The following is a 12,632-nucleotide window of genomic DNA, read 5'->3' as shown; positions in this document are numbered from 1 at the left end:
TGCGAGATCAACCCGCCGCCAGCAGACCCGACCCGGGTGGCACGACCGCCGCCACCCGGTCGGCGAGCACCGGCAGGAACCGCCCCAACGGGGCGTCCACCCGCAGCGCCGCATACCCGTCACCACGGGTCACACCCTGGTTGGCGATCACCACCGGAATGCCCGACTTCGCCGCCCGTAGCACGAACCGCCGCCCCGACAACACCGTCAACGACGACCCCAGCACCAGCACCGCCCGCGCCGCATCGACCATCGCGAAACACCGCGCCACCCGCGCCGCCGGCACCGTCTCCCCGAAGAACACCACGTCCGGTTTCAGCATCCCCGCGCCACAACACCCACAGTCGACCATCCGGAACCCGGCCACCCGGTCGTCGTCGAGATCCACGTCACCATCGGGGTTCACCACCGCAAACGCCGCGTCGAAACCCGGATTCGCCGCCACCAGCCGCCGGTCCAGCTCCCCCCGGGACGTACGGTCACCGCAACCCAGACACACCACCGTGTCCAGGCGACCGTGCAACTCCACCACCCGCCCGCTGCCCGCCGCCGTGTGCAGACCGTCGACGTTCTGGGTGATCACCCCGTCGACCAGGCCGGCGTCCTGCAACCGGGCCACCGCCCGGTGCCCGGCGTTCGGCCGCGCCCCCACGATCGTGCGCCACCCCAGATGGCTACGCGCCCAGTACCGTCGCCGCGCCGCCGCATCCCCGACGAACGCCTGATACGTCATCGGCGTGTGCCGGCGGGCCACACCCGTCGGCCCCCGGTAGTCGGGGATACCCGACTCGGTGGACAGACCCGCCCCACTCACCACCACGACCCCACCGGCCGCCACCAGGGCAGCCACCGCGTCGATCGTCTCCGTCACCCGTCCCATGCTGCCTCAGCGACCCCACCGGCGGCGACCCGCACGCACACACGTCCCGACCGGCGCGGATCAGCCGCCCAGCACCGCCCGCAACTGCGCGCTGGCCCCACCGGCCGCCGCCGCGTCCGCCCGCAACTGCTCCGACTGCGCCGACAGATACGACTGCCACCGGTTGAGTTGCTGCTGCGCCGCAGCGACCGCCGCCAACGCCGCCGCATGCCGCTCCTCCAACGCCTGCAACTTCCCCGCCAACTCCGGCGACGGACCCGCAACCGACGACACCGACGCACCCACCTCACCGGCCCGCCGGTGCGCCTCGGCGAGGATCTCCTCCGCCTGCCGCCGCGCATCAGCGATGATCTCCGCGCCCTCCGCGCTGGCCTCACCGATCGTCCGGTTCGCCTCGTCCTGCGCCCGCATCGCCAACTCGACAGTCATCGGATCCGGCCCCTGCGGTGCGGTGCTCGGCAACGTCCCGTGCCGCAGCATCTCCACCTGACTCAGCAGCCCCTGGTTCTCCCGCCGCTGCCGCTCCAACTCCGCCGTCAACAACCCGATCCGGTCGTCAGCCGCCCGCACCACCGCCTCGACCTCGTCGGCGGACAACCAGTGGCTGCCCCGGAACCGCCGTTCCTCCAACACCGACAACTGGCGGGCGACCTCACCCTGTTCGGCCCCGACCCGGTCGGAGTGGTCGACGCTCATCGGGCACCTGTCCCACTGAAGTCGCGCAGGCCCACAGCACCGGCCTCGGCGAGCGGCGGATAGAGAGAATGATCATAGCTCTCCGTCAGGATCTGCTCCGGCGCCACACCCGAACGCACCAGAAGCGCCACCGTGTCCCGGGTCATCTCCGGACTCCCACACACCAGGACCTCCGTGTCCGCCCACGGCCCCAACCGCACCGCCGTGTCACCCGCCCGACCGATCGCCCCCTGCCAACCCCACCCCGTCTCCACCGTCGGCACATACCGCAACCAGCCCGTACCCGCATGCTGCCAACCCGCCGCCGGCGGCATCGCCGCCAACCGCGACAACGCCGCCTCGTCATACAGGTCATCCGGGGTACGACCACCCACCACCAACGTCGTACGCCGCCCCGCACCCTGCTGCACCGCCTCCACCACCGCCCGCAACGGCGCCAACCCCGTCCCCCCGGCGATCAACAACAACGGCAGGTGCGGCGACCTGTCGTACGACGACAACGCCGCCCCCGTCGGATGCCCCAACAACAACCGCTCACCCGCCCGCAACCGACGCACCAGATGCGTGGAGAACCGGCCCGCCGCCCGCACATGGAACTCGATCGTCCCGTCCGCCCGCGGCGCGTTCGCCGGCGACAGGTACCGCCACGTCCGCAACTGCGGCACCTGCACCGGCAACGACTGCCCCGGCCGGTAGTTGCACAGATAGTTCGGCCGCACCGTGAACACCATGATGTCGGCGCGACGACGCTCCGCCGTCACCACCTCCGCCTCCCAGTGCGGCGGCGACGACCGCTCCGCCTCCGCCGCCCCGTCGAGCATCATCTTCGCCACCAACTCGTACGCCGCCGCCCACTGCGCCCGCAACGCCGGCGTGAAGTACGGGCCGAGGAAACGCTCCAACGTGGCCAGCAACGCCTGACCCACCCAGATGTAGTGCCGCTCCCCCAACACCACCGGATTGCCCCGCTGGTCGTGGCCGTGGAACCGCCGGTGATCCGCACCCAACCGCTGCGCGAACACCGCCAACGCCTGCGGATCATCCAAACTGGTGATGATGTGCCCCAACGCGGCCAGGAGCTTGTCCTCCTGGTACTGCATGTTCGTCGGGAACATCGACCGCGCCTCCGGCGCCACCACGAACAACGTGGCATAGAAATACTTCGCCGCCTCCGGCCCGGCAGCGGAGAACTGGCTCCAACTCTGGCGCAACGCCGCGCTGTCCATCGTCAGTCCTCCTGCGCGCGAGCCACGTCGTGACGCTCACGCAACGTCATCGCCACCACACCATCCGGATCGTAAACGCGGTCAGTCTGCCAGAGATTCGGATTCGGGACGCGGGTGTCGTAGTACCGGTGATGCACCGCATGCAACGCCGCCCACCCCACACTCCCGTTCAACCACGACCAGTCACCGTGCACCGGCCGACCCGCCCGCTCCTCCTGCGCGCAGAACTTCATGAACAACTCCGACTCGGTGTGCGGATCGGACACCCGCACCCCCGCCACCCGGAACGAGTGCAGCACCGCCTGGTTCAACACCAACGCCGCATGCTCCCGCCACAGGGTGTCCTCCCGCGACGTGTCCAACCCCAGCCCCGCCGCCACCACCGGCAACTGGTCGTACCGCTCCCGGTCGCCCATGTTGCGGGTCCCGATCTCGTCACCCAGATAGTGACCGTTGAACGGCGCGCAACTGTAGTCGACCCCGCCGATACGCAGACGCATGTTACTGATCACCGGCAGCGCATGCCAACGCAACATCAGATCCGCGAACCACTCATGGTCCGGATGACTCAACGCCACCTCCCGCACCAACTCCCGCGGCACCTCCCACACCGACGGCGACTCGTGCGCCGTCTCGATCACCCACGGCAACAGATCGAACCGACCCGGCACCGGCGGCGGCCGCCACCCCAACCGGCGGGCCGCCCGCACCATCGCCACCTGCGCCGGATCACCCAACACCCCACCATCGGCACGCACATGACCGCAGTACCTGATCAACTGGTCGTTCCAGATCCGCGCCCGCGGCCCCACCCCCGGCCGGTCCGGCGCGAACACCGTGATCACCGACTGGATCCGACCCCCGTTGTCCCCCGCCGCCAGATGCGCCGACAACTCCTGCGCGATCCCCGCCGCCGTCGTCACATGCCGACGGTCCCGCACCCGCAACCCCGCCCACCGCACCCGCCCCACACACCGCGCCGACTGCCGCCACGCCACCTTCGCCCCGTACACCAACTCCTCCCGGGTGTGCCGGTACGAGCCGGTCAACGCGACCTCCTCACGCACCTCCGCCAACCGCGCCGCCAACCCCGGCAACTGCCGCTCGGCGTGCAACGCCTCCAGGAACTGCGTCGCCTCGGCCAACACGTCCCCATCGGAGCCCACCGGCCCGGCAGACGACGCGGCGGTGACCGGGCAACGCAACCCGGCAGCATGATCGGCGACAGCACCGCCGGCCCGCGCGGAACCCAGGCCGTAGTGATCGATATGCACTTCGGTTCGTTTCCCGTCCTCGGCGGGACCACGGATGCGACCCCCGCACCATGCTCCACGCATCAGCTCGACGCCACCACCAACCGTCACTCACCGTGACCCAGCCGGCGTCTCTGGTGATCGCCCTGGACAGGATTCCTCGCCGGACCACACCTGTCAACAACAGCCCTCCACCCGGGAACGTCCACCAAGGACAGCCACCACCCCAGGTCACACCCCACATCGATACGACAACCAACCCCACCCGGACACGACGACGCCGCGACCGGAACCCGGCCGCGGCGTCCACACCACCTGAATCAACCCGCCCGACGCCGCGCCCGCCGCGCCGCCAACTCGTCACCCACCACCCCCGACGACACACCCTCCTGCACCGCCGGAACCACCTCACCACCACCCGGCACCGCCGGCTCCGCCGGCAGATGCGACAACGAACCCTGGATCTCCTTGAACGCCCCACCGATCGCGATCCCGAACACCCCCTGACCACCCTGCAACAGATCCACCACCTCCTCCGGAGACCGGCACTCGTACACCGTCGTCCCATCCGAGATCAGCGTGATCCCCGCCAGGTCCTCCACCCCACGCGACCGCAACGCCTCGATCGCCTTACGGATGTTCTGCAACGACACCCCGGCGTCCAGCAACCGCTTCACGACCTTCAACACCACCAGATCGCGGAACGAATACAACCGGGACGTCCCCGAACCCGACGCGTCCCGGACACTCGGCACCACCAACGTCGTCCGCGCCCAGTAATCCAACTGGCGGTAACTGATCCCCGCCGCATGACAGGCCGTCACACCCCGGTACCCGACCGCACCGTCACCGTCCACCGGCACCGACGACGACACCGCCCCCGACTCGCCCCGCTCCACACCTGGCTCAGGCTCCCGCGGCTCGTGCATCCCGACAACCTCCCCGTCAGTGCGGTAACACGCCGGTTCCACCGACGCACACCCCTCGACACGGCAACCCTAACGCCGCACCAAGGGGTTACCACGGAGAAACAGCCGCGACACGCCGCGCGACGACACACCACACCACCGGCACCGCCACCACGGCACCCACCACCACGCCAGCGATCAGCCCGCGAAATCCTCCGGCCGCACCTGCTCCAGGAACTCCCGGAACTTCTCCACCTCATCCTCCTGCTCGTCGGGAATCACGATCCCCGCCTCACTGAGGACCTGCTCCGCACAACGAATAGGCGCACCCACCCGCAACGCCAACGCGATCGAATCACTCGGCCGGGCCGACACCCGCACCCCGTCACCCAGCAACAGATCAGCGTAGAAGACGTTCTCCTTCAACTCGGTGATCTCCACCGCCCGCAACGGCGCCTGCAACGCCGCCAGCACGTCCCGCAACAAATCATGCGTCAACGGCCGGGCCGGTTTGACCCCCTGCTGCTCATAAGCAATAGCCGTGGCCTCGACCGCACCGATCCAGATCGGCAGATAGCGGTCGCCCTCGACCTCCCTGAGCAGGACGATCGGCTGGTTGCTCGGCAGCTCCACCCGAACCCCGACCACGCTCAGCTCGCGCACCGCCGCCTCCGTGTCGTTGTCACCTACACCGCACCGCGCCCCGTCCCTGCACGGTACACGGACCGCGACACGGCCGTCCCCACCGCACCAGCCCCGCGCACCACGCCGGAAAAGGATTACCCCGGCAAGCCTACGGCACGCTTCCCGGGGCAGAACCTTCCGCACACACCAACCCGACCCTCACCGACCCAACGTCGACCGCAACCCCACCCGCACCAACGCCGCATGCAACTGCTGCGACAACGCCACCAACTCCCGCGCCGTCTCCGCCGCCCGCGCCCGCGCCGCCGGATCAGACTGCCGCGCCAACGGCGCCACCAACTGCGCGAACAAACCCACCTCACGATCCGCCGACGACCGGTAACCCCGCAGATGACGAGGCTCCAACCCGTACGCCGCCAGACCCGCCACCGCCCGCGCGATGATCAACGCATCAGCGTCATACCACCCCGGCGGATCCGGCACCAACACCCCGAGCCGCTCCAACTCACCCAACGTCGACTCGGCGATCCCACTACGCGCCACCAGATCGGCCCGCCCGAGCCGCACCTGCGACTCAGGCTCCTCCACCGACCGGCCCGGCACCTCACCACCGGGACCCACCGCCACCAACGTCGGCCGCTGCCGACCCGGCGACTCCTCACCACCGTCCCACTGCGCCAACTGCTCACGAATCACCCGCAACGGCAGATACTGATCACGCTGCGCAGTCAACACGAACCGCAACCGGGCCACATCATCCCAGCTGTACTTCCGGTACCCCGCCGCCGTGCGCTGCGGCTCCACCAGACCCTCGGCCTCAAGGAACCGCAACTTCGAAATCGTGACGTCCGGAAACTCCACCCGCAGCTGACCCAACACCTCACCGATACTCATCAGCGGGTGCGACCGGGCCGACCCGGACGGCATGGAGGCCGCAGGCTCGTTCACCCCCGGCCGGCCTCCTCCTCCGGGCGAGGACCGGCAATGAACACCACCCGGAACTTACCGATCTGCACCTCGTCACCATTGCTCAACGTGGCAGCCTCCACCCGCTCCCGGTTCACGTAGGTGCCGTTCAGACTCCCCACGTCCCGCACCGTGAACGTCCCCGCATCCCGATGGAACTCAGCATGCCGCCGCGACACCGTCACATCGTCCAGGAAGATGTCACTGTCCGGATGCCGGCCACTCGTCGTCACATCATGGTCCAACAGGAACCGGGCACCCGCATTCGGGCCCCGACGAACCACCAGCAGCGCCATACCCGGCGGCAACGAGCCGGACATCCGACTCGGCACCACATCGGTGTCCGGACCCTCCAGCACTTCGTCCAACGAACCGAGATTGAGCGTCGAAGTGACGTCGAGCGGGGGGAACTCGTCGCCTGGGCGCGTCATGGGACCACCTCACGGATCAGTTTCGGTCAGCACAGGATAACGGCGGGTACGGCCCCCGGGAAGATCACCCGACGACTGGCTCCCCCTGCCCAACGAAGGCAATTACCCAACACTGCACCAATTTGGGGTTCTCGGTCGACTGGGCGAGCCTAGCCAGCGCCGAAATGCAGGGCAACCGGACGCGCGGCAGAATCACCCACGCCCGGCACGACACCACTCAGCTCTCAGTGAGCTCACGGTACGCGTCAGCGGTCAACAACCCGTCCACCGCCGCCGGATCCGCCGGCACGATCTCCACCAACCAACCCGCACCGTACGGATCAGAATTGATCACCTCAGGAGTGTCGGCCAACGCCTCGTTGCGCGCCGCCACCGTCCCGCTCACCGGCGCGTAGATCTCCGACACACTCTTGGTCGACTCGATCTCACCCAACGACTCACCGGCCTCCACCACCACACCGGAGTCCGGCAACTGGACGAACACGATGTCACCCAGCGCATCCTGCGCGAACTGGGTGATACCCACCCGGACGTTACCGCCCTCGGCACCCACCACCCACTCGTGCTCGGCGGTGTAACGCAGATCCTCAGGAATCACCAGCGCGTCCCTCATCCATCGGTGCACCGGACCACCCGGCGCGGCCGCGCCGGTCAGGAGACCGGACGGGCGTGTTCCAGCTTCAACGGCGCGTGCAGCGCCGAAACCTCGGCAACCTCACGATCCTCGACGCTCACGTTACCGCCGTCACCGCGAACCGATGCGGCCACCCCGCCCGGAATGTTCAACGCGGTACGCATCGTCTCCGGATCACCGATCACCGTGATCGTGTACGGACCCGTCAACGGCCGCCCGTCCACCACCAACACATCCCCCGCCCCGTCCAGGAAGTACGTCGACGCGATGATCCGCGCCGACGCCCGATCCCCACCCGAGATCTGCATCGCCTCCGCACCCGCACCCCGCAACTCCTGCACCGCGTCCAACACCCGGTCCGCCCGGATCGGCTTGCCACCCGGCTCGAACCGCACCGCCAACCCCGGCCCCCGCGCCGGCAACGTACCCGCCAGGATGCCCAACTCGTCGGCCCGCTTCGTCGCCTCCTCCAACGCCGCCTGCCGACCCTGCTCACCCGAACGCAACTGCCGCTGGCTGTCCTCCAGGCCCTCGATGTCCTGCTGCAGACGCTTCTCCCGGGAATCCAGATCCGAGAAGATCCGCACCAGATCCTCCTGCCGGGTCGCCGCCAACGTCGGATCCGTCGAGGTCGTCTTCAACTGCACCACCAACGTGAACCCCAACAACGCCAGCAACGCCGCGATCATCACCCCCGCCGGAGACACCTTCCGCCCCACCGGACCCGCCGACGGCTGCGCCGAGGACCCGGCCTCAGCCGACGCCACCTCCGCCAGGTTCACCGTCGCCCCGTCGTCGTCACCCGACTCCGACGGCTGCTCCCGCGACGGTTCCCCCGGCACCAACGGACTCAACTCGTCCGCATCCGGCGCGTCCGGCCGCGGATCCGGCTCACCCGCCGGCCCCACCGGACGCACCGGCTCCACCGGCTGCGGCCACCCGGTACCCGTCTCCCGATGCTCGTCGCTCACGACACCAACCTACGCCCGGAACAGGTGCCGACGGATCGCCGCCACATTCCCGAAGATCCGCACCCCCAACACGACCACCACACCAGTGGACAACTGCCCACCCACCCCCAACTGGTCACCCAGATACACGATCAGACCCGCCACCAGCACGTTCGAGATGAACGACACCACGAACTGCTTGTCGTCGAAGATCCGGTCCAACTTCGCCCGCACCCCACCGAACACGGCGTCCAACGCGGCCACCACCGCGATCGGCAGGTACGGCTGCAACGCCGCCGGCACCGTCGGGTCGAGATAGACCCCCAGCACCACACCGGCGAGCAACGCCAGCACCGCGATCATCGGACACCTCCGGAGGGGCGGGAAGACGAACCCGGACCGGACGACCCGGCACCGGACGAACCGACAGCGCCCGAACCCGCCGGCGACGGACTCGGACTGACCGACGGCTGGGCGTAGCGTAGCCGTGGCTCCGGCGCGGCGGGCAACGTGAGGTCCCCGGCCCGACGCACCTCGAACGACAACCCGGTGTCCCGGGCCACCCGACGCATCAGATACGCCGACCGGCTGTCGTCGAACCGGTCCCGCAACGACCGCGGCCCGATCGCCGACACCTCGTACGGGCTGGTCACCGGACGGAAGTCCACCAGGATCGCCGCCCCCGCCGACCGGATCGTCGACGTCGCCGTCAACCGCTGCCCGTTGATCGCGATCGCCTCCGCACCCGAGGCCCACAGGTCGTTGGCGACCTTCTGCAGATCCGAGTAGATCACCCGCGACGGACCCGCCGCCGAGTCACCGTTGACCGCGCCGTCGTCCTGCGCCGCCGCGTCGGCCAACGTCACCACCACCCCGTCACCACGCACCCGCCCCAGCCCCGTGCCCGCCTCCAGGTTGCGCAACCGGGCCGCCTGCGAACCACTCAACGCCGCGTCCCGCTGCCGACCCACCTCCTCGCGCAGCCGCGCGGCCCGCGCGGTCATCGCGTCGGTCTCCGCCTCCCGCTGCTTGATCTGCGCGATCAACGCGGCCCGCGCCTGACTGCGGCTCGGCTCGTCGGCCATCGTCTCCCGGTACGCCACCGCGAACAGGAACCCCACCACGGCCACCACCACGACCGCCACCGCCCGCGCGGACGCGCCCCGCCACCCGGCGGTCGACGCCGGGTCCTGCCGCCGCCGGGCCGCCGCGTCGGCGTAACCCGGGTCCAGCGGGTTCTGGAACAACTCGGTGAGGAAGTCCGGGGTGAACAACCGCGCCGGCCGCTTCGACCCGTCCCCCGGCGCGCTCACGCGGCGGCCCCCCGCCGGGCCGCGCGGACCAGCCGGGCTGCCTGCACCACGTACATCGCGCCGGCCACCCAGTACAGCACCAGACCCCACCAGGCCAGCCCCCAGCCGATGGCCGCGGCGGTCGTCGCCGTCACCGACGTGGTCGCCGCCGCCAGCAGCAGCACCGGGAACGCGGCCAAAAGCAGGAAGGTGGCGGTCTTGCCGACGTAGTGCACCGGCGGCGGCCCGTAACCGTGCCGGCGCAGCACCGCCAACGAACCGAGCAGCAGCGCCTCCCGGGCCAGCAGCGCCGCCGTGAACGGCCACGGCACCACCTCCCGGGCGGTGAAGGCGAGCAGCGTGGCGAGGATGTAGAGCCGGTCGGCCAGCGGGTCGAGCAGCTCGCCCAGGCGGCTGACCTGCCCGAGCCGGCGGGCGATCCAGCCGTCCACCCAGTCGGAGGTGCCGCCGATGGCGAGCACCACGATCGCCGCCACGTCCGCCTCCACGACCAGGAACAGCCAGAGGAACAGGGGTACGCCGAGCAGCCGGACGAAGCTGATCAGGTTCGGCAACGTCAACACCCGGTCGGCCGTGGCGTCACCGCCCGGTCCGCGCGGATGCTCTGCCCGAGCCGGCCGACGTGACACCGAACCTCCCCCCGCAGCACGATCCGGGCGCCCTCGTGGGCGCCACGGTCAGCCGTGCGCTTACCGGACCGGCGGGTGCCGGTGTCTCGGTGATCCCGGGCCGGGACCTCCCCCTGGTGCGGTCCGGGGCGCTCGACACCCCGGGCCGGCAGCCACTATATCGGGCGCTCCTGGCGGGGCGGGTGGGGCGCGCTTTTGTCGGGGCGGTCCGGCGGTGTGTGTGGTGTGTCACCACCGCTAAGGCATCCTAGGACAATAGCGGAGGTCGTCGGAACGACTCATGCGGTGCGGGCCGGGGTGTCGGGCTGCGCGGTGGGCGTGCCCGCGGCCGCCGCCTGGCCGAACGCCAGCAGTGCCAGCAGCAGCTCGTGCTGGGCCCGGGGCGGCATCCGGTCCAGCACCGCCTGCACCGCCCGGTGCCGGCGTTCCCGCAGCTCGGTCAGCAGGGTCACCGCCGCGGCGGTGAGCACCAGCCGCACCTCCCGCCGGTCCCGGGGGTCCGGGGTGCGGCGTAGCAACCCGGTCGCCTCCAGCCGGTCACAGAGCCGGCTGGCCGAGGAGGGCACCACGTCGAGCAACTCGGCCAACCCGTTGACGTTCGTCTCCGGCCGGTCCCGGATCAACGCGAGCACCCGCAGCTGGGTCGGCGGGACCGCCACCTGGTGCCGGGAGGTGGCCGAATCGAGCACACCCACGAACGCCTCGGCCGCGGCATCGATCGCCGCAGCAAGATCCGGAGGTCGCTCCACCCGCTGTCCCCTGCGATTGTCCGCTGTCGTAAGTCGCTGACGGCCGATCACCGTGCGCGCCGCCCGCCCGGCCCGCACCAGTCCAGGCACACGACGACGGCGTCGTCACGTAGATCAGTGTCGGCATGATAGGCGAACAGCTCGCGCATCACCGTACCAACCGCCTCCGTCGCCGGTTGCAGCCGAGTCGACCGCATCGACCGGGCCATCGCCCGCTCACCGTAGGCCTCCTGACCCCCCGGTCGCGCGTCGTACACGCCGTCGCTGACCACGAAGAGCCGGTCGCCGGGCAGTACGTCGAACTCCTGCACCGTGTAGCGGGTCTCGGCGAACATGCCCAACGGCAGCTGCTGCTCTAGGGCGATCCGCTCGACAGTGGTCCCCCGCAGCCGCAGCACCCGCGGCGAACCGGCGTCCACCGCCCGCGCCCGGCCGGTGGCGGTGTCCACCGACAACAACAGCGTCGCCACGTGCCGCTGTCCCCGGTGCTGGTAGAACAGCGTGTCCGAGGCCAGCTCCGCCTGCTCCACCAACCCGCCGCCCGAGCGGCGGGCGTTGCGGATGGCGTTGACGGTGAGCGCGGTCAGCATCGCCGCGGCCAGGCCGGTGCCGGCACCGTTGAGGACGGTGAGGGTGAGCCGCCCCGGGTCGACCGACCAGTCGAAGTGGTCACCGCCCACCGAGTACGCCGGTTCGAGCTGCCCGGCCAGCAGGAACGCCTCGTGCGTGACGCTGCGCCCCGGCAGCAGTTCCCACTGCATCTCCGCGGCCATGCTCAGCCGCTCCCGACGCCGCGTCCGCCGGTACCGGTCGGTCTCCCGGTCGGCCGCCCGCAACGTGGTGGCCAGGTCGACGGCCAGGTCGGCGATCAGCTCCACCGTCGGGTGGTCCGGGCTGCCCACCAGCTCGACCAGGAACACCCCCAGCCGCTCCCCCCGGGTGGTCAGCGGCGCCCAGACCCGGCAGCGCCCGCCGTCGGACGGGTCGCGCACCGGGTGCTGGCCGCTGAAACAGCGTTGCGCGGCGCTCTGACCGGTGAGCGAGCCGGCGGACACCTCCGGGTCGAGCACCGACCACAGCCCGCTGATCCGGTAGTCGGCCAGGAACGCGTCGACCCGTACCGCGGCCAGCTCCGACCGGAGGGCTCGATCGACGGCCTCCACCACCTGGTCGGGTGGGGCCTCACGTAGCGCACGCGACATCGCTGCGAGCGCGTCCGGCATGGTTGTCCTCCGAAATTCTTGCTACAGAGCAAGCATCATACGAAGCGGCCCGCCCGGGGCACCGCACCGGGCGGGTCACGGTGCCGGTATCGGCCCGCCCGGCCCCCGCCAGCCGCGATACTGAACCGG

15 protein-coding genes are annotated in these 12,632 nt (G+C 70.3%); all 15 read right to left on the bottom strand.

The genetic code is table 11. From position 1 onward, the window contains the following. Positions 1 to 7 precede the first annotated feature (7 nt). On the bottom strand, positions 8 to 880 hold the full coding sequence (locus tag ACN267_RS08665; protein WP_421488371.1) for an NAD-dependent protein deacetylase: 873 nt from the start codon (positions 878 to 880) through the stop codon (positions 8 to 10). A 60-nt stretch (positions 881 to 940) separates the two neighbouring features. Beyond that, on the bottom strand, positions 941 to 1,576 hold the full coding sequence (locus tag ACN267_RS08660; RefSeq protein ID WP_204959781.1) for a hypothetical protein: 636 nt from the start codon (positions 1,574 to 1,576) through the stop codon (positions 941 to 943). Continuing rightward, positions 1,573 to 2,802: a globin domain-containing protein gene (locus tag ACN267_RS08655; protein WP_204959780.1), complete on the bottom strand. Its 1,230-nt coding sequence runs from the start codon at positions 2,800 to 2,802 to the stop codon at positions 1,573 to 1,575. Before ACN267_RS08655 ends, ACN267_RS08660 begins: the two co-directional genes overlap by 4 nt. A 2-nt stretch (positions 2,803 to 2,804) precedes the next feature. Further along, positions 2,805 to 4,007 (bottom strand): nitric oxide synthase oxygenase, encoded by a 1,203-nt coding sequence (locus ACN267_RS08650; RefSeq protein WP_421490400.1) that lies wholly within the window; start codon positions 4,005 to 4,007, stop codon positions 2,805 to 2,807. Between the two features lie 368 nt (positions 4,008 to 4,375). Next, positions 4,376 to 4,984 (bottom strand): MerR family transcriptional regulator, encoded by a 609-nt coding sequence (locus ACN267_RS08645; RefSeq protein ID WP_204959779.1) that lies wholly within the window; start codon positions 4,982 to 4,984, stop codon positions 4,376 to 4,378. 177 nt (positions 4,985 to 5,161) lie between these two features. Beyond that, positions 5,162 to 5,626 (bottom strand): bifunctional nuclease family protein, encoded by a 465-nt coding sequence (locus ACN267_RS08640; RefSeq protein WP_088647333.1) that lies wholly within the window; start codon positions 5,624 to 5,626, stop codon positions 5,162 to 5,164. A 180-nt stretch (positions 5,627 to 5,806) separates the two neighbouring features. After that, a complete protein-coding gene (locus ACN267_RS08635) occupies positions 5,807 to 6,502 on the bottom strand; it encodes a MerR family transcriptional regulator (protein ID WP_204960313.1) in 696 nt (231 codons plus the stop codon). 50 nt (positions 6,503 to 6,552) lie between these two features. After that, complete coding sequence (odhI, locus tag ACN267_RS08630; RefSeq protein WP_145919984.1) at positions 6,553 to 7,005, bottom strand: oxoglutarate dehydrogenase inhibitor Odhl; 453 nt, start codon at positions 7,003 to 7,005, stop codon at positions 6,553 to 6,555. Positions 7,006 to 7,222: 217 nt separating this feature from the next. Further along, entirely contained in the window at positions 7,223 to 7,603 is a 381-nt protein-coding gene (gene gcvH, locus ACN267_RS08625) for a glycine cleavage system protein GcvH (protein ID WP_204959778.1), read from the bottom strand. A gap of 53 nt (positions 7,604 to 7,656) precedes the next feature. After that, positions 7,657 to 8,610 (bottom strand): DUF881 domain-containing protein, encoded by a 954-nt coding sequence (locus tag ACN267_RS08620; protein ID WP_421488370.1) that lies wholly within the window; start codon positions 8,608 to 8,610, stop codon positions 7,657 to 7,659. Positions 8,611 to 8,619: 9 nt separating this feature from the next. After that, positions 8,620 to 8,952, bottom strand: a complete 333-nt coding sequence (locus tag ACN267_RS08615) for a small basic family protein (protein WP_007071104.1) — start codon at positions 8,950 to 8,952, stop codon at positions 8,620 to 8,622. After that, the gene (locus ACN267_RS08610) at positions 8,949 to 9,902 is read right to left on the bottom strand and encodes a DUF881 domain-containing protein (protein ID WP_204959776.1); all 954 of its coding nucleotides are present in this window, start codon (positions 9,900 to 9,902) and stop codon (positions 8,949 to 8,951) included. The genes ACN267_RS08615 and ACN267_RS08610 overlap by 4 nt, the downstream gene beginning before the upstream one ends. After that, positions 9,899 to 10,531, bottom strand: a complete 633-nt coding sequence (locus ACN267_RS08605) for a CDP-alcohol phosphatidyltransferase family protein (RefSeq protein ID WP_204959775.1) — start codon at positions 10,529 to 10,531, stop codon at positions 9,899 to 9,901. The genes ACN267_RS08610 and ACN267_RS08605 overlap by 4 nt, the downstream gene beginning before the upstream one ends. A gap of 278 nt (positions 10,532 to 10,809) precedes the next feature. Continuing rightward, positions 10,810 to 11,280 carry a MarR family winged helix-turn-helix transcriptional regulator gene (locus ACN267_RS08600; RefSeq protein WP_204959774.1) on the bottom strand — a complete coding sequence of 157 codons (471 nt, stop codon included), beginning with the start codon at positions 11,278 to 11,280 and terminating at the stop codon, positions 10,810 to 10,812. Positions 11,281 to 11,327: 47 nt separating this feature from the next. Next, positions 11,328 to 12,503: a PP2C family protein-serine/threonine phosphatase gene (locus ACN267_RS08595; RefSeq protein ID WP_204959773.1), complete on the bottom strand. Its 1,176-nt coding sequence runs from the start codon at positions 12,501 to 12,503 to the stop codon at positions 11,328 to 11,330. Positions 12,504 to 12,632: the final 129 nt, after the last annotated feature.

Origin of the sequence: Micromonospora sp. WMMD734, from assembly GCF_049178975.1 — a bacterium.
Lineage (GTDB): Bacteria > Actinomycetota > Actinomycetes > Mycobacteriales > Micromonosporaceae > Micromonospora > Micromonospora wenchangensis.
Note: the sequence above shows the minus strand (reverse complement) of the source record. Positions and strands in the feature narration are given on the sequence as shown.